This window comes from Flectobacillus sp. BAB-3569 (assembly GCF_002270355.1).
Classification (GTDB): domain Bacteria; phylum Bacteroidota; class Bacteroidia; order Cytophagales; family Spirosomataceae; genus Flectobacillus; species Flectobacillus roseus.
Genome location: NZ_NJFZ01000017.1, coordinates 31,429 through 55,665 on the forward strand (window position 1 = coordinate 31,429; position 24,237 = coordinate 55,665).

At 35.0% G+C, this 24,237-nt stretch carries 18 protein-coding genes; 12 read left to right on the top strand and 6 right to left on the bottom strand.

Features of this window, described 5'->3' with window-relative positions; translation table 11 throughout:
* Window positions 1-152: 152 nt before the first annotated feature.
* From BWI92_RS16160 to BWI92_RS16205, 9 genes are all read left to right on the top strand, one after another.
* A complete protein-coding gene (locus tag BWI92_RS16160; protein WP_095164336.1) occupies window positions 153-1,208 on the top strand; it encodes a 3'-5' exonuclease in 1,056 nt (351 codons plus the stop codon).
* Window positions 1,209-1,220: 12 nt separating this feature from the next.
* Entirely contained in the window at window positions 1,221-1,904 is a 684-nt protein-coding gene (locus BWI92_RS16165) for a hypothetical protein (RefSeq protein ID WP_095164339.1), read from the top strand.
* A 95-nt stretch (window positions 1,905-1,999) separates the two neighbouring features.
* Window positions 2,000-3,145 carry a hypothetical protein gene (locus tag BWI92_RS16170; protein WP_141234809.1) on the top strand — a complete coding sequence of 382 codons (1,146 nt, stop codon included), beginning with the start codon at window positions 2,000-2,002 and terminating at the stop codon, window positions 3,143-3,145.
* A gap of 407 nt (window positions 3,146-3,552) precedes the next feature.
* Window positions 3,553-4,071, top strand: coding sequence for a redoxin family protein (locus tag BWI92_RS16175; RefSeq protein WP_095164343.1), 519 nt, complete (start codon window positions 3,553-3,555; stop codon window positions 4,069-4,071).
* A gap of 242 nt (window positions 4,072-4,313) precedes the next feature.
* The gene (locus tag BWI92_RS16180) at window positions 4,314-4,649 is read left to right on the top strand and encodes a hypothetical protein (RefSeq protein ID WP_095164346.1); all 336 of its coding nucleotides are present in this window, start codon (window positions 4,314-4,316) and stop codon (window positions 4,647-4,649) included.
* A 174-nt stretch (window positions 4,650-4,823) separates the two neighbouring features.
* Window positions 4,824-5,315, top strand: coding sequence for a helix-hairpin-helix domain-containing protein (locus BWI92_RS16185; protein WP_095164348.1), 492 nt, complete (start codon window positions 4,824-4,826; stop codon window positions 5,313-5,315).
* 173 nt (window positions 5,316-5,488) lie between these two features.
* Window positions 5,489-5,764, top strand: coding sequence for a DUF3667 domain-containing protein (locus tag BWI92_RS16190; protein WP_095164350.1), 276 nt, complete (start codon window positions 5,489-5,491; stop codon window positions 5,762-5,764).
* A 930-nt stretch (window positions 5,765-6,694) separates the two neighbouring features.
* Window positions 6,695-7,561, top strand: a complete 867-nt coding sequence (locus tag BWI92_RS16200; RefSeq protein WP_095164352.1) for a DUF7003 family protein — start codon at window positions 6,695-6,697, stop codon at window positions 7,559-7,561.
* Between the two features lie 355 nt (window positions 7,562-7,916).
* The gene (locus tag BWI92_RS16205) at window positions 7,917-8,486 is read left to right on the top strand and encodes a hypothetical protein (RefSeq protein ID WP_095164353.1); all 570 of its coding nucleotides are present in this window, start codon (window positions 7,917-7,919) and stop codon (window positions 8,484-8,486) included.
* A gap of 530 nt (window positions 8,487-9,016) precedes the next feature.
* Here the strand turns inward: BWI92_RS16205 and BWI92_RS16210 are convergent.
* The 4 genes from BWI92_RS16210 to BWI92_RS16225 all read right to left on the bottom strand — a co-directional run bounded on the left by BWI92_RS16210 (window position 9,017) and on the right by BWI92_RS16225 (window position 16,271).
* Window positions 9,017-10,444, bottom strand: a complete 1,428-nt coding sequence (locus BWI92_RS16210) for an alpha-amylase family glycosyl hydrolase (RefSeq protein ID WP_095164354.1) — start codon at window positions 10,442-10,444, stop codon at window positions 9,017-9,019.
* A 209-nt stretch (window positions 10,445-10,653) separates the two neighbouring features.
* Window positions 10,654-11,736: a SusE domain-containing protein gene (locus BWI92_RS16215; RefSeq protein WP_095164356.1), complete on the bottom strand. Its 1,083-nt coding sequence runs from the start codon at window positions 11,734-11,736 to the stop codon at window positions 10,654-10,656.
* A gap of 12 nt (window positions 11,737-11,748) precedes the next feature.
* Window positions 11,749-13,236, bottom strand: a complete 1,488-nt coding sequence (locus BWI92_RS16220) for a RagB/SusD family nutrient uptake outer membrane protein (protein ID WP_095164357.1) — start codon at window positions 13,234-13,236, stop codon at window positions 11,749-11,751.
* Window positions 13,237-13,244: 8 nt separating this feature from the next.
* On the bottom strand, window positions 13,245-16,271 hold the full coding sequence (locus BWI92_RS16225) for a TonB-dependent receptor (protein ID WP_095164358.1): 3,027 nt from the start codon (window positions 16,269-16,271) through the stop codon (window positions 13,245-13,247).
* A gap of 377 nt (window positions 16,272-16,648) precedes the next feature.
* Here BWI92_RS16225 and BWI92_RS16230 point away from each other — a divergent pair, with 377 nt between their 5' ends.
* From BWI92_RS16230 to BWI92_RS16245, 3 genes are all read left to right on the top strand, one after another.
* On the top strand, window positions 16,649-18,373 hold the full coding sequence (locus BWI92_RS16230) for a DUF6377 domain-containing protein (protein WP_141234810.1): 1,725 nt from the start codon (window positions 16,649-16,651) through the stop codon (window positions 18,371-18,373).
* 158 nt (window positions 18,374-18,531) lie between these two features.
* A complete protein-coding gene (locus BWI92_RS16235) occupies window positions 18,532-18,807 on the top strand; it encodes a hypothetical protein (RefSeq protein WP_095164362.1) in 276 nt (91 codons plus the stop codon).
* Between the two features lie 928 nt (window positions 18,808-19,735).
* Window positions 19,736-20,680 (top strand): hypothetical protein, encoded by a 945-nt coding sequence (locus BWI92_RS16245; RefSeq protein ID WP_095164366.1) that lies wholly within the window; start codon window positions 19,736-19,738, stop codon window positions 20,678-20,680.
* A 506-nt stretch (window positions 20,681-21,186) separates the two neighbouring features.
* Here the strand turns inward: BWI92_RS16245 and BWI92_RS16250 are convergent.
* Both BWI92_RS16250 and BWI92_RS16260 read right to left on the bottom strand, forming a co-directional pair.
* A complete protein-coding gene (locus BWI92_RS16250) occupies window positions 21,187-21,840 on the bottom strand; it encodes a hypothetical protein (protein WP_095164368.1) in 654 nt (217 codons plus the stop codon).
* A gap of 723 nt (window positions 21,841-22,563) precedes the next feature.
* Complete coding sequence (locus BWI92_RS16260; protein ID WP_095164373.1) at window positions 22,564-24,192, bottom strand: RagB/SusD family nutrient uptake outer membrane protein; 1,629 nt, start codon at window positions 24,190-24,192, stop codon at window positions 22,564-22,566.
* Window positions 24,193-24,237: the final 45 nt, after the last annotated feature.

Genomic DNA, 24,237 nt, shown 5'->3' on the forward strand with positions numbered 1-24,237 from the left:
ATTTGTACTTTGAAAATCAGCTCGTCACAAAGCCCTATTCATTAGGCAAGATCTTGAAATAAATACTATAATTTTTTCGTAAAAACACCTCACCCAACATGTTTGGAGGATATTGTAAAAGAACACTGCACACAATAAAAATTGAATACAATATGGCAAAAGAATCTTGGTATATTAACGAATCAGAACTTGACGACTATCAAGTAAGAATCGTAAGACGAAATCTAAATAGTTCATTCATTGTTAAAGGATGTGCAGGAAGTGGAAAAACCGTTCTAGCACTATGGAGAGCAAAAGAACTTGCTGAGCAAGGGAATAACGACTACCTAATCATCGTCTTTACTAAAGCACTAAAACAATTCATTGAAGACGGTATTCACACCATTGGGGTTGACGAATCAAAGGTTCTTTATCATTGGGAATGGATAAATAGACGAGACAAACCATCGGCAGAATATATCATCGTTGATGAAGTTCAAGACTTCGATACTGATGAATTGAGAGAATTACAACAAGCAGCCAAAAAGCATTTTATTTTATTTGGAGACTCTGCACAACAGTTATACAAAAATGTGCCTAATAAGGGAAAACTATTGACAATGGAAGAAATTCAAATTCAAACAGGAATCCCAATGGAGAATTTGGTTATTAACCATAGACTACCAAAGAAAGTTGCTAGAGTTGCAGAAAAAGTAAGTTTATCTAACGACCCACTTGTTGACAGGTGTAATAAAGAAGGAGTAAATAAGCCACGTCTTGTAGAGTGCTCATCGTTTAATGACCAACTTGATTACATAATTGATGTAGTTAAAGCCCAAAATTATACAGACGTTGGCATTTTATTTCCGACCAACAATGATGTTCAAACCGCAAAAAAATATTTCGACAGTAAAAAATGGGGAGTTGAAGCTAAGATTGGGTATGGTGCAGGTTCTATGGACTTGGACTTCAAAACAGACAACCCAAAACTAATGACATACCATAGTGCAAAAGGATTGCAATTTGAAGCAGTTTTCATTCCTATGTGTATTTCCGGTGACGAGAAAGATAGAAATCCACTTTATGTAGCTTTAACAAGGAGCTATAGAGATTTATTCATCCTGTATTCAAACCACCTTTCTACTTTCATTGCAAACATTGACAGAAACTTGTTTGAATATCACAACGAAAAAAACAAATCATCTGCAAGCAGCGATTTACCCTTCTAAAGAAATGACAAAATGAGAGTATATATTCCGTTTAATTCAAACGATTTCAATAGTGTTTTTACAACACTATCAATTTCGCCCTGTTCCTTTTACCCTAATAGAAAATACAGTTTCAAAAGAGCAACAACGACCTTTTTAAATGAAAGTGAAGACTTTTTGGTTGGTTACGAAAAACCAATATTCCACAATCGAGAACTTGACAAGGACTATGGCTTTCCAGTTTTAATTGAAATTGATATTGAAAAAACCGAGGGCAATTGGCAAACTACAGAAAACGGTCTCAATTATGTGATAATTGATAATACTGTATTTCTGCTTAACAACTTTAAATTATTGTTCAGGAGAGAAAAAGAACTCAATGAAACCTTTGCCAAGTCATTAAAGAGTATAGAAACAAAGTATTCTGCCTTGGCGAAACAAAATTCTGAAGTTATAAAAGTAGATTGCTTCGTCAATGAAATACCATTAATTGTATTTCCAACCGTTAATAACAATTTCAATTCCTTGACTTTCTTTAAGGAACGAAAACTAAACAGAATACTTGGTGCTATTCTAGGTAGTTCAATTGCTTATACAAATTTAACCACAAAAGAATGGCAAGAAATTTCAATTCTGCTAAGGTTTTTGAATAACAACCTTTCATTGTTTCTGAACAAAGTTTCGGACAATAATGAATTTGAAAAAAACAGGTTTTAGAGATAATTGATAAAATACTTAAGACTTACGAAACAGTTGAAAAATTAGATGAAGCTATAATGTTAGGCTCTAATTTTTCATTCACATCTGAGTTAATGAACACCCTAAAACAATCTAAAGTATTCGGTATATCTGCATTTAATCTTCTTATTGAAGGTTTACTTATGACATCAAAGGCAGAACTTCCACTTTCACTAAAGTTAGAAAAACTAAAAAGAGCAATTAATTCAAAGTTCAATTCAAAGTATCCAAGTAATTATATTGAAAGAGTCAACAACGCATTTTCAGATGTTAGAAACAAAATTGATGATGAAATTTATCTATCAAGAAAAAATAACAAACTGACATCTGATTCACTTGTAATACCACATTTTGTAAATGACAAAATGGAACTTATTATTCCAGAAGGGCTTTTAGAAAATGAAAAGAAATATTTACTTCAATGCTTGAAATTCTTCATTGAAACAGACAACATTCCTGACCTTGAAACTTTTTTCACTAACAGAAAAAATATTTTGATTGACCTTGCCAAACACTTTAAGGACACAATCGACAATTTTGATGGTTCAAAAGAGCGAGAATATCTTGTTGATTTACTAAAATCATTCGACAGTCTTAGGGGCGGTTTTGACATTTCAAGAACATCAAACGAAGTTTTAAAATCCATTGCGGTTCTATTTACTTCAGGCAGAGATTTGTTAAGGTTCATTGAAAACAATGAAAGAGAAGAAATTCAAAACTCATTAATTTACTATACTCTTTGGGGTAGTATTTATGGGGCAGCAATTCTTCCAAAGACCTTAACAGAATCCATCACAGAAGACAAATCGAATGTTAAGACATTGATTTCAGCATACTCTAAAACTTTTGGAGAATATCAAAACAATAAAACAGAAAGACGAATAGAAACTGAAAGCTCTATAATCACGATAGAGCCAGAAAAAAAGGAACAAGTTCAAGAAGATTTAAAAGTTTCATCAACCGAATCAAATACAGTAAATGAACCAACTGAAAAATACATTCCATCAATTTCGATTTTAGGTAGTCAAATTCTTGAACAAGTAGAGATGAAGAAGAAAATAAAACTTGCGGACTTAAAAAGCTTTTCAAAAAGTTTCAAGACAAATGGAGACGTTGAAAACCTAATAAATAGCCAGTTACAGGACAGAATAAAAGTAACTAAAAAAGGATCAACAATGTATGCAGAACTCATTAACAATGATCAACTTAAATTTTACTAAGAAAGAATAATAAATGTAAACATAGGAAGCCATCACACAACTCATTTTTCCTTAAAACCCTCCTACAGAACAAACTTCCAGACCTCTTTTAAAGCCATTTAAAGGAGGTCTATTTTTCCCATCGGAGAATAATCTCAAACTTGAAGTACCTCGCATCCTTAAAACACACATTTTCAGGTAGTTTTTCAAAGTGTAATTAAAGGTTCTCAGTAAGGTGGAAGTCTATGATTATTTCGATATATTTGAGTTGTGCAAGAGGCACAGGCGTTTGACTTAATAGCAGGTAACGTGGTTAATTGAAGATTCTACATCGCATCAACTTTTGTCGTGTATTGACAGTTTTGTGCTCCGAAATCCTCCACTGCGCCAATCGCCAAAACATTGTCTACAATCATAAATAATCTACCATGAAATATTTCTTTTCAATCATGATTTTTGTCATCATAATTAGCTGTAATAATGAAAGGAATGAACCTACTACCTTTTATAAAAATCTTCATACAGGAGAAATATTGAATAAAACTGAATTTGAAAAATTTGAAAATTCTTTATATTTAAAAAACACAGATTCAACTAAAAAAACTATTGTGACTTTTATGTTTTTTGAAATAGAAAAGTCTTCAGATTCTATTATTCAAAATTTTAAATACGACCTGAGAATTGGAGATAAATACATTGTTAGAGCGAATGCCTATGAAAAAATAGGAATGAAGATTCCTCAACGAAATTTTACTTCAATTAACGATGAAAAAACAATTATTGGTGGAAAGAAAAATAAGCCAACATTGATTAATCTTTGGTTTATTAATTGTCCTGGGTGTATTGCCGAAATGCCAGCTTTAAATAGACTAAAAGAAAAATACGCTGAAAAAGTTGATTTTGTTTCGTTAACATTTGAGCAAAAAGAAGACGTTTTAGTTTTTTAAAAAAACGAAAGTTTGAATTTCCTCATATTGTAAATGCTGAGAATTTTATAAACGAAATAGGTTCGTACCCTTATCCTGAAAATATTTTTATCGACAAGGAAGGTTTTATAAGAAATATAGAAGGTCCAATACCAAGTAATAAGGAGAATGATATAAATCATTCAATTGAATATTTTGAGGAGATAATTAAAAAATTACTGTAGCCGACAGCAGTTTGGCAAAATGGCAGGTTCAGTGCTAAATTGAAAGTAAGTACTTCAAATCCGCCACTGAGCCAAGCGTCAAAACGTTTTACGACCAGACGCTTTATTTATCTTGAAAACGGTAGTATTCAAGCTCTAACGTATTCTGAATTCAAAAACCATACTGGCTTTAAGTCAATAGATATACAGGGAAATTCAAGGACTTCTATTGGAGTTAAAACAGACGGTTATATTGCTGAGTTTGGCCTAAGAAAAAAAGACGGGCAAATTGTTTACTGGAAAATTCCGACTGGAAAAAGTGGATTTGCATTTTGGAATGTTACAAAAAAGTTCGAATTAATCGGTCGTCAATATATCATACGCGAAGTAGAATAACGATGGGATTATACGAGTTTCTGTCAAGTAGAAACGGACATAATAATACTCAACTTTGGAAGGCAATCCATACATTAGCTTCGGCTGACGGGAGCCTTTTGGATATTTTCAAACAACTTAAAATCAGGGAATTATTTTGAATACCATAACGCTCATTTGCTAAATTTGCCAAAGATGAAAAGTAAATCAACCATAAAACTTCCGCTGACAGACATTGAAAAAGCAAATTTGAGAAAGAACAAAATCAAAATTGCCAATGTGCTCGACTTTGCACCCGACGAATTGGCAATACTGTTAAATGCTACTGCCGAACGAGCAAAAGAAATATATGCCTTAGCAGAATTTCAAACTGTTCCTTCTATCGGAATAAAATTTGCCGAAGACCTTGTGTTTTTAGGTTACTATTCGCTAAACGAACTAAAAAACAAAGACGGAGCAAAACTGACCGATGAATACGAACTAAAAAAAGGTTATTGGATTGATCCCTGCGTTGAAGACCAATTCAGATTAGTGGTAAATTTTGCCAATACAAACGACCCGAAAAAAATGTGGTGGGACTTTACCGTAGAAAGAAAAAAGTTTCGCGCCGAAAATGGTTATCCAACAAGCAGACCTCAAAAAGCGTGGTTCGAAACAATTGGATATGAACGAAACGACAGCCACTAACATATAAACCATAAGACAATGATAACTAAATAATTATAATCAAAATTCATCACTCACAATTCAGTAGTCATACCTACAATACGTCCTTTTAAATATAATGGTAATAAGGTACTTTTTGAAAAACCTCCTTATATTGGGATTCTTAAACTAAACTATGTATTCAAATTATTCGCATGACTACCAACTGTAAAAACTGCCACAAGTCATTTATTGGAAAATATTGTAACTACTGTGGACAACAAGCAAGTGTAGATGAATTGACTTTCAAGGATATCTTACTTGAAAGTTGGTATTCTATTACGAATACTGATAGTGGTGTGGTAAGATTAATAAAAGATTTATTTCTTAGCCCCCAAAGCGTATATCTAAACTACTTTGCAGGTCAAAGAAAAAAGTATTTTAGCCCTGTTACTTTCTTTTTCCTAACGGTAGGGCTTTTGCTTTTTTAGGTATTCAGGTATTTGACTATGAGGATTTCAAATTTGCAACACAGAACGAGTTTGGACGTTATGCCTTACTTGAAACAAAATTTAAGTCCTTATTCTTACTTCCATTTGAAATACTTCTTACTTGGTTGCTTTTTCACAAACAATATAATCTTGCAAAGAATATTGTATTTTGGCTCTTTTTAAATGGTTTTTTGTTCACTATAAAAATACTTCTGACTCCAATTTATTTTCTTTTTATTTCCAGTAAATCATTTATTGATATTTCTATACAAATCCTTCAGTATCTGGTTCTTTTCTTTCATTTAATTCTTATTTTTGGTAAAAGCAAATGGATAAACTTTATTTTATTGTTTGTTCTCGCAAATATCATTTTCATTTCAGACGAGTTGCTTACTGGATATTTACTTTTTGAACAGGCAATTTTTAAGCAAACAAATACAAAGGATATTTGGGGATTAATCTTGAAAGCATACCAACGCTAACAGACCTCAAAAAACGTGGTTCGAAACAATTGGATATAAACGAAACGACAGCCACTAACCTCCATACATTTTCCAAAACTCAATTCCGCTACGAATCCTCTTACGAAAAAAAAATCTAAAACTTGAAGCACATAAAATTCAGTGCTTTATGTAGAGACATACCTACCGATCCAAACTGACTTGGGTATACATTTTTGGTCGGAAATTATCACCTCCTTGTGTATCTTTAGAACACACATTTCTAGACATTTTTTCAAGGTAAAATTAAAGGTTCTCTACAAGATAGAAGTCTATGTTTATTTCTATATATTTGAGTTTTGCAGCTGAGAACAACAAAGCATAGTCCTAAACCCAAGCTTTGTGCACCTAATGAATTTTAGTGGTAAATTCTCCGTCTTCACAGAATTAAAATATATAAACATCTATTATAAAATCATACGCTTAGAAAATGACAGAAGAAGATATATTAAATACGCTTGACCATTCCAATGATGGATATTATTGCTCTTTTGTTGAACTTGGACACCCCTACTCATACCTCCTAGACACAAGATTAAATGTCTTTCGTGGCGACAACGACCACTGGGCAATTGCAGTCGAAAGGCTTGGCTATAATCCACGAGCTGGAGCAATTGTACTTGACATCAATTATTATGGCAATTGCTTAAAAAATCTTGAATTTTACAATGAAAGACCTACAAACTGTTACAGCATTGACCCAATTGACTTCGATAACTTCAATGATACAATTGATGGTGAAACCTTAAAATCAGATGCGATTTTTTGGTTGGTTCGTGGACAAGAAGTTTCATTAAGTCACAATCAAGAAGACTATTTGAACGCGGGTATTGAACTAAAAGAATATGAAGCAGATGAAATAAGTGCTGAGGAAGTTGGAAGGCTGGTCGTTTCACAAAACCCTGACCTCTTTCGTGCAACTGACAATGAACTATATAAGTCTATTCCGAAAGATTTGAAAAAAATTTTGGTGCTGGACGAATGGTTTCATAAAGACTTTCAATTACAAATTTCACCTACCATGACAGACGAGCATTTACGCCAAACTTTTGAGCTCAATAAAAACTTAACTGGACTGGGTGGAATGACCTTTGAGAATTTCGTACAAGCAGTAAGATATCAAGAAATGATAAACAACGGTGGGAATAGAAAAATTTGGAAAAACAACAGACCTAGTTCATACGAAACCTGGCAACTAATTGCTAAAGTTATTGTAGCAAATGACCCTATGCAATATAATCCAACCTTAGCACCAAATACACATTGGACAAATTGGACAGACTCAGGAAGTATGTAATAGACAAACATAAGATAAGTTAGTACGCAAAATAAAGTTTAAGATTGTGCTTTGAGCTTTCAGGTATCGGCTTTCGGCGGTGGGCTATGGAAAAAATGCATGTCCGTGGTCGTTAAAACATTATAACACTCTTTGCCTTGTGTCTGTTGACTTGTCCCTAAAACACAAAACCTAAATATAATTCTGCACGATTACTTAGTTTTATAAATTTCAGACCTTGAGGTTTTACATCTACCAAGGAAATTTCAAACTTGGAGCTTAGTGCTTCTACTCAAGTTCAGTATAAGTTCATAGTTTTGCCCCGTAATCCTTCTTTCAAAGTTCTAACAAAGCCCCTAAATTTAACACCGAGCCTATGATAACGCTACGAAACTTATTACTATCAATATTCTTCATTGGGCTAATCGCCTGTAATACAAAGACTAGCAACTTAAAAACAGAAGTTAAAAAGGTTACGCTAATTAAGAATTTAGCGGGAAAAGTGTACTTTTTTGCTCCTGATTTAGACACTACTACTTGTGAGGTATTTGGCGCTTGTGATTGTTGTACATCTAACATATTGTTTCTCAACCACAAAGACTTTGTCACAATCTCTTATTGTGTTACCGATCAACAAATAGCCAAAGGAACGTATCATATCGACAATGACAAAGTCTATTTACAATACGACGCTTTAAAGGTTGACATAGAATATAATATGGAAACTGAAACCGACACCACAGGAAAAGTTGAACCTGAGTATTTCATTAGGACACAAAAGAGAAAGGCCAACAAGGTAGTTTTGACGGCATTGACTTGTAAAGGACAGGTTAATTTTAAAGTTGGTGACAAAGAGATATCTTACGGTTCATTGGACAAGAAAACACCAATTGAAGAACATATACAGCAACTAAAGAACCAAGGGATTTGGTACAAATTGAAATAACAACTTGTGCCTATAAGGATTCTGAATCAGGCTGGTCGACGTGTGAAATTTCAGCTTTGTATTGCTAAGTTTGTAGGTAAAATAAAATTTATTTTTTGAGTTTTCGACTTTCAGCAATATGCTTTCGGCAAAAATATATCTGTAGTTACAAAAAAACATGTTAAAACTATTTGCCCAGTGCCTAAGCCCAACAGCCTAAATCAAATTTTCTGATTACTGGACAAAATGAGAAAGTGCGATTCAGGTGTTTGGACTTTTTCACTGAATTTTATGAAAACAGTTTCAAACTGTTTAGAAATTAAGTCCAAGACTAAGTCTTGAACTAGGAACTTCAATTTTGTCCAGCAATCAGAATGTCTAACCAATTAAGATCATAAGATATTGATAGTTAAAACTTTACATTCCCAATCCATAACTAGGCTTGTACGAAGGATTTCCTATCTTTCAAAAGCGTTCTTATCGTTAGCTTTTTTTCTTAGAGACAAAACTAATACTTCGTACACTACTAATTCATAATTCAGCACTCAGACTTACTTCTTCAAAATCATATATGAGTACGGTTCAAGAGTGATAGCTGTATTTAGGTTTACGCTTTCATTGGTCATAGCATTTTTCCAAGAGGTATTGGTCAAGCCAGATGGTAAATCTTGTAAAACCTTACTATTACGAACATTCACCAAAACGAGTACTTCTTCTGAACCTAATTTCTTTTTAAAAATTACCACATCTTTGGCATTAAAGGCTTCTACAGTACCTTTTTTCACCGCATTACTACCATTTCTGAAAGCCATCGATTTTTTATAAGCTGCCCAGATTGTAGGATTTATCGTCCAGTCTATTTTAGTGGTATTATTGCTAAAAAATGGAAGTTTGCCTGTAAAACCAACTTCTTGTCCATTGTAAATTAACGGCACTCCGCCCATGTACGAAGTAAGTGTAAAAGCGGCTAATGCGCCTTGTTGCCCTTTGAAAATATTAATTGGCGAATCATCCCAAGCTCCATCGTCGTGGTTGGTAATCCATCTCAAAATATGTTTTCCTTCGGCAATGTTGTTGTAATTAGTGGCATTAAAAGCTAATAATTCAGACGCTGGTTTATTATTATTCATAACGTCTTTGAGTTTGGTGTAAAAATCCCAGCCAAAAATCATATCAAAACCTGCCGTGAGTAATTCTTTTTTACCTGTTTCGGCAAACATAATTAGTTTACGATTAGGAATCGCTCTGAGTGCGTCGATGGCTTCTTTCCAAAAATCAGTAGGAACGCCCTCGGCGTGGTCGCAACGAAAACCGTCAATGTTTGCTTCTAATACCCAGTAATTCATGGCTTTAATCATTTCCTTACGCATAGCAGTACTTGTAAAATTTAGTTCGGCTACGTCGTTCCAGCCCATGCCGGGCGGGCTGATAATTGCCCCTGAAGCGTCTTTGGCGTACCATGATGAGTTTTGAATCCAAGGATTATCCCATGAAGTATGATTGGCAACCCAGTCTAAAATAACAGCCATATTACGTTTGTGGGCTTCTTTGACTAATAGTCTTAAATCTTCTAAATTTCCAAATGCTGAGTTTACCTGAGTATAGTTTTTCACAGCATAAGGCGAACCAATACCTTTTAAATCACCGATTGGATAAATCGGCATGAGCCAGAGTACATTTACGCCTAAATTCTTTACAGAGTCTAATCTACTTTGTACACCTTTCAAATTTCCAGTAGCACTAAAAGCACTTAGGTTTACTTCGTACATTAGAATATCTGCTGTTTCGGGCACATTGGTGAAAGGAGTATCGTATTGTTTTGCACCTGTTGGTTCGGTTACTACTGGGGGCGTGATGGGCGCTGGCTCTGTTCCTTTGCAACCAAAACCCACTAAAACAAATGATAATACGACCGTAATTTTGGAAAATTGGATTCCAAAATTACTGAATCGTGCTTTTTTGATGGAGAATCTCGACATGATGTTTTCTTTATAAATGATAGTTTGTTTATGCTAAGTAGGAAAACGTTATTAGTTAACAGTATATTAGTTATCTGAAGAAAATTATAATCAAAAGGTTATAGTCAAATTTTGCCTCTGATATACTATTAATTTAATCTTTCCTTTTACTGAAATACTTAATTTTAACAAAATTCGTTGCGGGTTTTTCCCGCAACGAATGAAGTACTTTAGTTCTTTTTAATCTTATAAGTATAATTTCCTGCTTCGTGCAAATCTAAAGTAATGGTATAATTTCCATCTTGTGGCACTGTAAATTGTGGTTGGTCGATATAAGGGAGCCACGGATGATTAGCGTAGCCTAACGTTCCGTTGGCACTGAGTCCAAAATCTAATTGCCAAGCATTATTGGCTCTGAATTTAAACGAACCACTGGCTTTCATATCAGCAGTTACTGACCAGCTCTGAGTACTTGGGTTATAGTTTAAAGGAGTATCTTTATCCCAACCGCCTGGCGTTGCTGCACCAATCATTCCCCAAGTAGTTTTCACAAGAAGATACTTCATGGTTTTTAGATTCACCGAAAATAAGTAATAGCCGTCTGAAGGTGCTTTGAAATTTCCACCTGCATAATTAGCAACAATGACATTGCCATTACCACCGTCGCCATAAGAAGTTGGCCCCCAATCTGCTTGAGCATACAATTTAAACTCATTCGTTCCACCTGCTGGAATATAAATGTAGCCTTCATAAATATCATCACTTTTAACCGAAACCAGTTTTGGTGCAACGCTTACGTTCCAACCTTGATAGTCGCCCGCAACCCATAAAGATGGATAACCAGTGAACACTTTGTAAGGTGTAATTTTTACAGGAATAGCCTGAGAAAATGCTGCTCTATCAAGGTATGCTTGTACACGTACTACCAAAGAACCCTGTTCGTCAGGTAGTAAGCCGAGGTCGGTAGCCATTTTATTCAAATCTTTTCCTAAGATAGATTTATTCAAAACGTCTTCACCTGCTTCAATATTGATGGCATTTGCCCACGCTTTTGCCCCAACGGTATCAGAAGCAACATCAAATTGTAAGGTATAAGTAACAGGGGCTTGTACAGGATAATCTACTTTTGCCCAAGAAAAAGTAACAACCGTTTCATTGTCTTTTGCCTGCGTTAGTTGTATCGTATTTGCCGAGGCAGTTGGTAAATTAGTAAAATTTACCGCTTTGAGAATGGTTAATTCTGCTTCTTCTTGGCAAGAAACCAAGAAGAAAACAAGTAAAAAAGCCAAGTATTGTTGAATAAATTTTTTCATGATTATGCGGTATTAATAGCCAGAATTTTGTTTTAAACTTGTGTTGGCATTCAACGCTGAAGTAGGAATTGGGAAGAGTGTTCTATGATTTTGAGAAGCTCCTCTGAATTCGTTCGCCAATAAAAACGTATTAAAACGAATCATGTCTTGGCGTCTGTGTCCTTCCCAGTTTAATTCTAAAGTACGCTCATTGTACACATCCGTTAAAGTTGGATTGCTGGCAAGTACTGCCAAACCTGCACGTCTTCTCACAGCATCTACAAATGGTTTTGCAGCAGCGGCATCGCCCAAGCGTAGATTACATTCAGCTTTCATTAATAAAATATCGGCATAACGGTAAATCGGAAAATCGTTTGAAGCTCCGCCGCCATCCATCGGTAAAGCTGGGTAAAACTTCAAGTTTCGTACACCCGCATTTCTATCAGCTCCAGGATTATCTAACGAAGTAACTTCCAATGAATAATTTACGCCTCCAGGTTGCTGTCCTATCAGAAATTGCTTTTTGCGAATATCAGCATCACTATATTTTTGGTAATAATTTTTAGGTACAATGGTACCATTCCATCCGCTAAAACCAAGTACTTCGAGTGCGTGTGGCCCGTTTAAGCTTCTGATACCATAAATATTTCTTGAAACAACATTTACTCTGGCAAAAATTGCTAAAATGGTTTCGTCTTCAGGAAGTACATCGCCAAAAAGCTCATAATATTGATTACCCAACGGACTTGAAGCGTTGGCAGCACCGCCATGTAAAGTAAATCCGCCTGCTGTTACTTGTTCACAAGCACTTAAGCACTCTTTCCATTTGGGCGTTCCTGTGTACACTTCTGCATTCAAATATACTTTTGCCAAAAGTGCATAACCCGCCCAACGGTTGAATCTACCATAAAATTCTCCGCCTTTGGTAGTGGGTAATTTGTCCAGATTCTCTGTCAATTCTTTTACCACAAAATCATACAATTCTTTACGGCTGATTTGTGGAATTTTATCGACCGTAACATTATTCTGGGTGAAAAAAGGAACATTTCCAAAATCATCCATCAATAAATAATAGAAAAATGCTCTTAGTACTTTGGCTTCGGCAATTTTGGCAGGAGCCGCTTTTGCATTTTCTAGTTGTTCAATCGCCAAGTTTGCCGAAAAAATTGCGTTATACAGCCAGTTCCAAGTATTGCCGACAATTCCATCGGTAGGCAACCATTGATGTAGATGCAAACGAGCAAAATCTAATTGCCAGTCGCCCGTATTTCGGTGTGGAATTACTTGTTCGTCGGATGACATTGTGTTTAAATCGTACCAACCATTATCCGCACCAGCGTAACCCACACCACCCCAGTTTCCACCAATTTTTGAATAGACGCCTGCTAAAGCCACATCTGCTCCTTCAAGTGAGTTATAAAATTCACTTGCGGCGTATTTGTCATATACTTTTTCTTCTACATCTGTACAGCTTGGCAAAAGGAATAAGCTAAGACAGCTAAATATGATTATTTTTTTCATTGTTTTCTTTATTTAAAAATTACATTCAAACCTACAGCGAAGCTTCTTGTACGTGGATAAATTCCATTATCACCCCCAAATCCGTTACCGCCACTTACATTCAATTCTGGGTCAATACCAGAGTATTTTGTAAATACTGCAAGGTTTGAACCTGTTACGGAAACCCTAAGTGCTTCAATAGATTTAAGTTTTAAAGGATGAAAACTGTAACCAATAGAAAGATTTTCAAATCTTAGAAAAGCACCATTTTCTAACCAAAGGTTTGAACCATACTGTGTAGTGTATAAATCTAAAGGAACAGCACTTTTTAGTAAATTGGCTTTTCCAGTATTTTCCATCATACTGAGTGTTTGGCGTAAACCATTGTAAATTTTGTTTCCACCCGAACCACGCCAAACCATCGAAACATCCAAATTTTTATGTTTCAAAGTCGGTGTAAAAGCATACGTATGCGTTGGTAAAGCATTGCCAGCTAATACTCTGTCGGGGCTTCTATTTCCTTGATCTATTACGCCATCACCATTTACATCTACTACTGTTTCAGCCCTGTTTTCATTTTTTCCTGAATGTTGTAAAATTGAAAAAGTACCAATTGGCTTACCTGCAATGAGGTATGAATTTGGCCCCCAAGGAATATAATCAGTATTCAAAGGCACGCCGTTGATACTACCGTTGAGGTTCATTACTTTATTGGCTAAAAGCGAAACATTTCCTGCCAAAGTAAGGCTTGTATTTTTACTTTTGATGACTTGGTACGCCAAACTAGCCTCTATCCCTTGGTTTCTGATACTTCCCACATTTGCCATGATTGTTCCGAAAGGGAACGGAGGTTGCGGAACGGTATAATTAAATAATAAATTATCAGTAGTGGCCGTAAAAGCATCTAATGAACCCGATAAACGGCTATCTAAAACCGCAAAGTCAAGCCCTACGTTATACTGTTTACGGGTTTCCCATCTTAAATCTTTGTTGACATTTTGCGTAATATTGAAATTGGTAATTGGGTTTCCTCCAAAATAAGTAACACCAGCCGCACCTACTAACGACAGTGAATTTTGAGGGAATAATCCTTGTTGATTACCCGTTACACCGTATCCACCACGTAATTTCAACTGATTAAACGTTTTTTGATTTTGCATAAATGGCTCTTGGTCAATCTGCCAAGCCAATGCCACTGATGGGAAACTTCCCCATTTATTATTATCACCAAAAACCGACGAACCATCTTTTCTGAAACTTACCGTTAATAAGTAGCGACTCAAGTACGAATAATTGATTCTTCCCAAGAACGAAACCAAAGTACGGTCATTCTTATACGATGAAAAATCTCCTGGTTGTACTCTTGATAAATCACCCAATTGAAGGGCATTATAAGTAGCAATATCATTGATGAATCCTTTCACTTGTGTGAAATTTCCCTGATACGTTTGGTTTTGCCATTCGTAAAGTGCTAGTGCATTGATAGAGTGGTCGCCAAATACTTTTTTGTAATTCAGGCTAATATTCATCAATTTTTCATCTTGTCGGTTGTTGCTGATATTCGCCACACCTTTATTATTGATAGCATAAGCTACCGTAGAAACCGCAGGCAAATAGTATCCCCAGTTATTATCCGTTTTTCGCCAACTACCAAACCATCCAAGTGTCAGATTATCAATAACTTCCAAGTCTGCTTTTAAACTTCCAAACAGGCTATTATTTCGCCCTTCGTTTACTACCGTTTGTGAAATCGCATAAGGGTTGAAGTATTCAAATACGTTCGGGTCGGTGTAATATTTCCCATCTGTATTAAAAACAGGGTCAGTCGGACGCATTAAATAGGAGTTCGTAATCAAATTAGAAGTAAAAGCGGCACGTCCAATACTTCCTGGACTTCCAAGAGTATTATTGATACCACTGTTTAAATTCATCGTAAGCGTTAGGCGGTCGTTTAAGGCTTTTTGGGTTGCTTGGATTCTACCAATGTATTTTTGGTTGTTAGAATTTACCACAATTCCATTTTGTAAAATAGCCGTTAACGAAGCACGATAATTAAAATTTTGCGTACCACCACCAAACGAAAGCGTATGATTTTGCGTAGAACCTGTACGAGATAAAATATTGAACCAATCAGTATTTGAACCATGATTTGCTGCCGCAGGCACGCCGTTGGCTTGGGCTTGTTGCCACCATTCATCTGCACTGAGTACTTCTAATTGTTTGGCTACTCTATCCACCGAAAAAGTAGCACTGTATTCAACTGAAGATTTTCCTGATTTATTCTTTTTGGTACTAACAATAATTACACCTGGCGCACCTCTTGAGCCATAAATTGCTGTTGCCGAAGCATCTTTGAGAACATCAATCGAAGCGATTTCGCTTGGTGGTACTTGGTTCAATAAATCCATATTTCCTTGAATCCCATCAACCACAACCAGTGGGTCGTTACCACCCACCAATGAAGTAATCCCTCTGATTCTAACACTTGGCCCTGAGCCTGGCTCACTACCAATTTGCGTTACGTTAACGCCAGCCGCTCTACCTGCAATTTGTTGTAAAGGGTTAGTAATTGCACCTTGGTTGAAGTTTTCGCTAGAAATTGTCGCTACCGCTCCAGTTACATCTTTTCGGTTTTGACTACCATAACCCACTACCACTACTTCATCTAAAGCTTTGCTATCTGTTTTTAAAATTACATCAAGTTTTGTTTGATCACTCACTCGAATTTCTTGTGAAATAAAGCCAACGTGTGAGAAAACCAATATGCTCGTTTTTCCTGAAATTGATAGCTTATAGTTTCCCGAAATATCTGTTGTTGCACCAACTTTTGAGTCCTTTAACAGTACCGTCACACCAGCTAAAGGAATACCTGTTTCTGATTCAACCTTACCTTGAACAATACGATTACTTTGAGCTTCGGCAGGTAACTCAAGCATCAGTAAAGCTACCAAACAAGCCAAGGACAGATAGCCTTGTTGATTAATTGATTGCTTGATGAAAGCAATACCCGTCCAAGCCTCTAATTGCTTTAACCAATAAAATAGAGATTTTTGCATAATTAACTAATTGTTATTTTTTCGATAACAAATGTAAATTATCAAATACGAAGCAGACAAATGAGTGAATCAACAGGTAAAAAAATATATCTTTTGAAAATACAAATAGCTTTAAAACAGCGAGTTATCTCATAAAAAGTAAGCGTGTCAGGTAAATGCTAGGTAATCGTATTTTTTCTCTTTTCCATGTTTTTTTTATGAATAAACAAAGGTTTATTTTCTCTTTCACAAGAAATCCTGCTTGAAAGGAGGTGATTTTGAAAAAATAAACTTCTTCAACGATGTCTATCTAATCGATATTTTATTAGATTTTTGTAGCTATATCTCAAAAACTACCTCAGCCATTTTCTACTGGAAAATGATGAATGAACAATAAAATGAAAAATATAATTACCAACATCCTAGCAAAAAATATCGTACACCGTCGCTATCTACTGGTGGCTTGCCTTGTATTCATACAAGCCCTGAATACAGACGTATTTGCTAAATCAGATAAAGAAAATCTTCTTGAAGAATTACATAAAACGGTGCTTCAAAAAAAAACTTATGAGCAAAAAAAATTGCAACAAATAAATGTTTTAAAAAGTAAGTTAGCCAACCAATCTCTACCTCTAACCGAACAGTTTGAGCTATGCAATAAGCTATTTGAAGAATACAAAACATTTCAGTATGATGCTGCCTTCTCGTATGCATTAAAACTCCGAGACATAGCAAAAAAGCTTCAAGATCCTGTTAAAGTTAATTATGCCAAGCTACAATTAAGTTTTACGCTTTTGTCTTCTGGCATGTATAAAGAGTCTTTAGATTCTTTGAATTCGGTAGCATTACAAAAAATGCCCGATTATATCTTGATTGAATACTATGTTTTAATGTCTCGTTGCAACTATGAATTAGCGGCTTACAATGATACCCCCTATTATGCCGAGCAATATAACAAAAGAGGTAATGTTTATTCTGACTCAGCAACTGCCCTCATGAGCAAAAACGATTTGCAATATTATTTTGTAAAAGGAATCAGAGAGTTAAAAGAAAGAAAATACCAAGAGGCAGAGCATGATTTTAAGTTGATTCTTGACAAGTTTAATCCCAATTTCCACGACTATGCTATGGTCGCATCCTCCTTGGCTAGTGTATATCTTGAGGGTGATGGAAACAGAGAAACAGCCACAAACTTAATGATTCAAGCGGCCATTGCAGATATTAAATCGTCGACCAAGGAAGGGGTTGCTTTAGCCTATGTGGCAGATTTATTATATCAACAAAAGCATGATGACAAAGCCTATCATTTAATCAAGGAAGCCTTAAATGATGCTTCGTTCTATGGAGCTAAACTACGTTTAAAGCACGTTTCTGGCATTTTACCAGTCATAGAAGGAAATAGATTATCAACAGTAGAAGATCAAAAAAATCGCCTATTTATCTTCACTTCCATAGTATCTATTTTATCGCTAATCGTAATTATTTTTGCTTTTATCATCTTCAAACAATTAAAAAAATTGAAAGTAGTAGGTACTGAAATAAATGAAACTAACCTAAAATTGCAAACCGCCAATCATTTATTACAAACCACCAATCAAGTACTTCAAGTCAAGAATAACGAATTACAAGAAGCTAATAAAATTAAAGAAGAATATATCGGTTACTCTTTTAATATGTATGCCGACTACCTAGATAAGCTAGAGAAAATAAAAAGAAGTATCGAGAAAAAACTCGTAACTAAGAGTTTAGAAGGCATTGGGCAGGTTCTTGATTCGATTAATATGAAAAAAGAAAGAGAAGCGCTTTATATCAGTTTTGATAAAATTTTTATCAAATTGTTCCCCAATTTTGTTCCTGCTTTTAACTCGTTTTTCAAAGATCAAGACAAATATGTATTTCAGGCAGACCAGCCCTTAGATCTTGATGTAAGAATTTTTGCTCTTATTCGTATTGGGATTAGTGATCATGAACAAATTGCCAAAATTCTAGAGTATTCTGTGAGAACGATTTATAACCATAAAACAAAGGTAAAAAGTAAGTCTATACTCTCAAATGATGAATTTGAAAAGAAAATCATGGAAATAAAAGCCTTTGAGCTTTCAAGCGATACATCTTTAACGTAAAGGCTATTTCTACGCGCTCGAATGCCGATAATAATTGGTGTTTTTTCCAAAAGCACATAGGTCGAACGACGGAAGGGAGATGCTAAACGAAGTAGATTCCTTCCTATTTCATAAATCAAAAAAGTGTTTTTGAATAGTATAAAAATAGAAATAGCTTTTTGAACGAATTAAAGGATAAAGGGTTAAATCATAACGTAGTGGCATTTATCAACGAATGCGTTGACGACTTAAACACATCTACTTTCGAGGGAAATAAACTTATCCAATTTGCCATACAGAAGCAATCTGATATTTTAAAACAGATTGAAAAAGAGCATAAAATTGTACCGAAAAATCACTACGGAAATATTTGGGGATTAGCAGGAATGACAATTTGGGGTTTTGTACAAGTTGGGCATACTTTGCCCAAACATTTGTATTATGTTTCACCATGACGGAACTGTATTTGGTAAATAAATAGTAACCATCAACTTTGATTACGGGCAGAGAGTTTGCTATCTGTAAACCAGCACTAAGTCCTGCTCGTTAGGCAAAACGAAAATTTTATTTCGCAAATATACTTCGCCTAATATGTATTGACGCCATAAACTGCGGTGCAAATTACTGCGCCAATACTATCATTATGCGAAAACCAATTCACTCAAATCAACAAAAAACATAGATGAATTTATCCGATTATATTATGAAAAGAAACGGAGTTCCGATTGGACAACCAAACTCTCTTCGAAATAACTTACAAAAATCAATAGGTGCGAAAAACTTTCATACATTTTGGAACTATTGGAATCCCATCTTTAGCTATTATTTAGGAACAAAAATATTCCGTCCATTAAAACGAGTATTTCCCTTATTACTTTCTTTAATTCTAACATTTGTTTTCTGCGGCTTCATCCACGATTTAGTAACAACATTATTAAGAGGAAAACTCTCCTTGTTCTTTACTGTTTGGTTTTTGTTAATGTCAGTATTTGTTGTTATTTCAAAACAACTGAATTACAATTTATCTGACAAAAAGTGGCTTTTCAGAGCATTTATAAATTTGTTAATTATTGGATTTTGTTTTTGTATCACAAAATATTTGAACACTATATTGAATTTCTATTAATATCTATTGAACAATCTACTTTCAAATAGAATCAACGAAGATAAGCGAATTGAAAAAACACACACTACAGTGAACATCAGTAGCTGTCACACAACTCTTTCCCCTAAAATACTCTTACAAAATATACATCCAGACCGAATTCTATTGGGCTTTTAGATGTTAACTTTCGCATCAGTTTTTAAATCGACATCAGTTGCCGAGCAGACATAGCAACAATACAAGCCCTGTGGCAAGCCTTTAACTTTACCTGTAATTTTATGAAGACCTTAGTTTCTCAAAGACATTTTATTAAGTTCTATCTCTCGATTATTTTGTTGACATTACTGTTATCAGGAATAGCAACAGTTTCTCTTTTTGCTTACAACAAGCAGCTTGACATAGGAGATTTAAAGCCGATAGACAAACTTATTCCTATATTTAGTATAGCCTGTTATGCCTTTGCAGGTTTTTGTTTGTATAGCTACATAAAAAATGTACCAACAATTATCCTAGACAAAGACTTTATCCGTTTCAATAATCAGACTTTTGCACTTGCTGACATTAACAAAATTGAACTAACAGGAAAAAGACCCTTGAAGTATGCAGTTAGTTCTCCAATGGAAGCTGCAACATTGACTTTCAATAATGGTGTTACAAAATACATTTTTGACGATATGTATTCAAATTCTTGGGAAATGAAATCGTTTCTCAAACAAGTGGTGATTGACAAAAAAGACTTTTTTGAGGTAACTGAAAATGTAATTGACACAAGCACTTTGGACAATGATTACTATGAAACTTACAAAGGAACTGTCATCACTTCTTTGAGAGGAATTTCATTTTGGGTGATAATTGGTATCTCTGCTTTTCTCATTTTATCCCATAGTAAACCAATAACGACAGAATTTGTGGTTAGCTTTTTTTGCTTTTTATCATTTTGGATTTTTTTTCACAGTTATCTGATGAATTATTTCCAAGTTTCAGACAATTACTTTGTAATTAGAAACCACAATTTCTTTTGGACAAAAAAGGCTTATCGAATAGCTGACATAAGAGAAGTTGTCTTTGAGTCTCGAGGTAAAATGCCAAATTGCTTGCGAATTATTACGAAGGATTTTAGAAACAAGCTTTATCCAGCAGGCACCTTGCGAGACCAAACTTGGTTAGACCTAAAGGAAAAATTAGAAACGTATAAAATTAAAGTAAGAAACGAGTGCATATAAGAAAAAAACACGTAACAAGAGCTATTGATAAATTGCATTTAACGCAATCTGCTTAGAGTCATCAATTGAAAGAGGAAGAGTATCAATTGGGTTCTCAAATATTTTTACGACAAAATTAAATATTAGTCTTAACCAAGGCAGGTGAGAAATTATATGAGACTGCAAACGAGGTTATAGAAAAATTACTAGGCTCAGAAGAAATAAAGCAAATGATTTTTGGCTAATTTGGTACAATCAAAATAAGTACTATATGTTATTCAAATTACCATTTAATACCTTCTTTTTAAAAGTAATTTCATCCACTATACCCAAATAAAGATTTATAAATAATAGTGGAAGCAACACATTATCCACTGGTTCAAGTCTGTGACTTGGACCTATTTTTTCATCAAGTTTTCAAACTTGAATACACAAAACCATAACCTTTTGAAACACTTTATTCCTCCAGCAAAGTTTTAAACTTTGGATAAAAATGAGTCCAAGTCATAGACTTGAACTAGTGCAATCTATTCATAAACTTGCACCTCCAATCCAAGCATAAAGGTGCCCAATGATGATGGGAATTCCGACCATTTTGAGGATTTATACCTCCAAATCCAGTTATGCAGGTTTTTGTACACATTTTTGGAAAAAGATACTTTTGGTGAAATTACCTTTTTAATAGAAACACGCCGCTGCTCAAGAACCGAATAGGTCGAAATATACCTTTCTTGATAATTATACTCTTCTTGGGTTAATAAACTAATTGATACAAAAATCCCATTCGATGGTATTTGGATGCCATACTGCGATAAATCAAACTCATTCCATTTGTTACTTTTGCTGGCTCTTAGTAACAATGCCTCTTTTAATAATGGTTTGTGAGGGTTACTATGAATGGAATCTACCGAGTATAATTGAATCAAAAAAGGTTCGTTAAAGTGGTCTTCCAAACCAAAAACGGTTTTAGCAAAGTATCGAAACTTAGAGATATAACCATGTTCTATTCCCAAATTTGGAATAAATAATGCCACTTTGTCTCCGAAAGATAAATTCAAAGAGTTACCTCCCTTTTTGTCGACATTTCCTATTATAATGTCAAACGTTTCACTCCCATGTACTTTCACTTCTTCTAATTCAGTGACTGATTCTCTTAGATACACGTGAGGATTGTGCAACATATCTGCAATAGCAATAGTTCTGGATTGAAAACCGATACAAGTGATTTGGAGACTGTCTTTTTTATGAATAATAGCTTGATCAAGCTCAAAAAACCTTCTTCATTACTCAACATAAAATACTTTTTTCCGATAATCTGAACTGTAGCACCAACAATAGGCTCATTGGTTTTTTGGGCATTATTCACCTGTATTTTTACAATGTTTTGTGCCAAAGAATTATGGTATGTGAGGAAAAGTAGAAAGACCAAAAGCAACGGTTTTAGAAATGGCATAGAATGATTTTTTATCGGGAAACGTATAGCCTTTCAAAAATAGTATTTCGACCTCGAAGAAAATCACGACCACTGGTTCAAGTCTGTGACTTGGACCTATTTTTCATCAAGTTTTCAAACTTGAATACACAAAATCATAACCTATTGAAACACTTTATTCCTCCAGCAAAGTTTAAAACTTCAGAAAAAATAAATCCAAGTCTGAAGACTTGAACTAGTTCGATACTTGAACTAGCTCGATGTAACAAAAAATGGCGCAAGCTTTCGCTTGCGCCATCTAGAAATTTGGGATGCAGAGAGCTAAAGTTGAATTATTGCCCATGAAGTATTCGCTCTCTTAATACTATAGGTTTTGCCATAATTCAGAATTAAGGCTTAATAAGTTTTGATCAATTTTGAGCGTAAAATATCGGTAATTCAAAATTCACAACTCATACTTCAACATTAATCCTTAATAGCCAGGGTTTTGCTGAAGTACAGCATCCTTGTTTAATTGGATTTCATTTAATGGAATAGGTAATAACAAATGTTTGTCTGCGATACCTTGAACTGGGTTTACAGCACTACTTGCATTTAAACGTCTTACACGATCCACCAATTTTTTGGTACGCATCAAAGTCATACGACGATTTTCTTCTCCGATTAATTCACGCGCTCTTTCGTCCAAGATAAAATCCAATGTCATATCACTTGCCGAAACTTGTCCTTGTGCTGGATAGTTCGGGAATGCTCTTGCACGCAATACATTGATGGTATTGGCTGCATCTTGCAACTTACCTTGTTGTACCTGAGCTTCAGCCAATAATAAGTATGTTTCGCCCAAACGCATCAACACAAAGTCTTTGATCATCGCAAAACCAAAAGTATCATTAGGGTCAAATTGATACCATTTTGTAGTATGTGGTGCCAAATTGAACAAGGTATCAGTTCCTGCATAAGGTACTTGCTTGCCATAAGTAGCAGTCTGTGCAGGGTCATTATACACATAGCGACGACGGATATTGTTTGATGAGTTACGGATATCGCCATCTTTGTACAAGTTGTAAATAACCCAGTTACTCAATCTCAAACGACCTAAAGCACGACCTCCAGTTGAATCAGAAAGTGACATACCTCTTACGTTGTGATAGGCTGCGCCCCAAACACGTCTTTGCTGTGCACTACCTGTATTTCCACCTACTACGCTACTTGGGTTTTCTTGTTCCAATACCCAAAGTGCCTCGGTATTACCTTGGCTACGACGTTGGTTACCATACACAAACATATCTGAGTAATAATCGCCTTTCAAACTAGTTTTGATACCATATCTGTTTTTCACTAATTTGAATTTACCACTGTCAATAATTGCTTTCAACTGTGTTTCTGCTAACTCAGGTTTGCCCATTCTCAAGTACACTTCACCCAACAATTGCATCGCCATAAATTTATTGGCACGACCATACAACTTACCTTTTGTATTACTTTTTACATCTTCAATATCTGGCAAATTTGTTGCTGCAAAAGTCAAGTCCGCTACGATTTGATTGTTCACCTCATCGATAGAAGCACGGGTAAAATCTGTCTTAGGAGCAGTTAAAGCTTGTGTCAATAACGGAACTCCTCCGAAACATGTCGCCAAGTTATTGTAAGCATATGCTCTAAAAAATTTCGCTTCAGCACTCATTTTATTTTTACCGACTGAAGTAATATTCTTCAAGTTTGGAGAATCTAATGAGTTGATAATGATATTAGATAAGTTAATCAAGATAAAATTTCTATCCCAAGTACGAGCTGCTGCACCGTCGGTTGGTGTCAACAAATTGTAGTTGTAATAGGGAATTTCAATACCTTCTTGGTTGGCTGTAGCATTGGCTACGTCAGTTCCAACTTGCCAAACGCTTACCCATCCCTGACGGTCAGACCAAGTAAAAATGGTACTAGTGTGGTTATACAAACCTACCAAAGAAGCCTCTACACCGAGCGAGTCATTGAGTGTTGCTGGAGTATATGATGAAAAAGGCTTTTCTGCTAAAAAGGAATCTTTACAAGCGGCCGTACCAAGTGCTAACGCCAATAAAGCTATATTTTTTAGTTTTTTCATGGAAATCAAATTTTAATTAGTATTTAGACAAAGAGCATAAATGTT

Coding starts and splice junctions, on each gene's coding strand:
- BWI92_RS16160 (WP_095164336.1), top strand. CDS start 153: ATGGCAAAAGAATCTTGGTATATTAACGAATCAGAACTTGACGACTAT.
- BWI92_RS16165 (WP_095164339.1), top strand. CDS start 1,221: ATGAGAGTATATATTCCGTTTAATTCAAACGATTTCAATAGTGTTTTT.
- BWI92_RS16170 (WP_141234809.1), top strand. CDS start 2,000: ATGAACACCCTAAAACAATCTAAAGTATTCGGTATATCTGCATTTAAT.
- BWI92_RS16175 (WP_095164343.1), top strand. CDS start 3,553: ATGAAATATTTCTTTTCAATCATGATTTTTGTCATCATAATTAGCTGT.
- BWI92_RS16185 (WP_095164348.1), top strand. CDS start 4,824: ATGAAAAGTAAATCAACCATAAAACTTCCGCTGACAGACATTGAAAAA.
- BWI92_RS16190 (WP_095164350.1), top strand. CDS start 5,489: ATGACTACCAACTGTAAAAACTGCCACAAGTCATTTATTGGAAAATAT.
- BWI92_RS16200 (WP_095164352.1), top strand. CDS start 6,695: ATGACAGAAGAAGATATATTAAATACGCTTGACCATTCCAATGATGGA.
- BWI92_RS16205 (WP_095164353.1), top strand. CDS start 7,917: ATGATAACGCTACGAAACTTATTACTATCAATATTCTTCATTGGGCTA.
- BWI92_RS16210 (WP_095164354.1), bottom strand. CDS start 10,444: ATGTCGAGATTCTCCATCAAAAAAGCACGATTCAGTAATTTTGGAATC.
- BWI92_RS16215 (WP_095164356.1), bottom strand. CDS start 11,736: ATGAAAAAATTTATTCAACAATACTTGGCTTTTTTACTTGTTTTCTTC.
- BWI92_RS16220 (WP_095164357.1), bottom strand. CDS start 13,236: ATGAAAAAAATAATCATATTTAGCTGTCTTAGCTTATTCCTTTTGCCA.
- BWI92_RS16225 (WP_095164358.1), bottom strand. CDS start 16,271: ATGCAAAAATCTCTATTTTATTGGTTAAAGCAATTAGAGGCTTGGACG.
- BWI92_RS16230 (WP_141234810.1), top strand. CDS start 16,649: ATGAAAAATATAATTACCAACATCCTAGCAAAAAATATCGTACACCGT.
- BWI92_RS16245 (WP_095164366.1), top strand. CDS start 19,736: ATGAAGACCTTAGTTTCTCAAAGACATTTTATTAAGTTCTATCTCTCG.
- BWI92_RS16250 (WP_095164368.1), bottom strand. CDS start 21,840: ATGTTGCACAATCCTCACGTGTATCTAAGAGAATCAGTCACTGAATTA.
- BWI92_RS16260 (WP_095164373.1), bottom strand. CDS start 24,192: ATGAAAAAACTAAAAAATATAGCTTTATTGGCGTTAGCACTTGGTACG.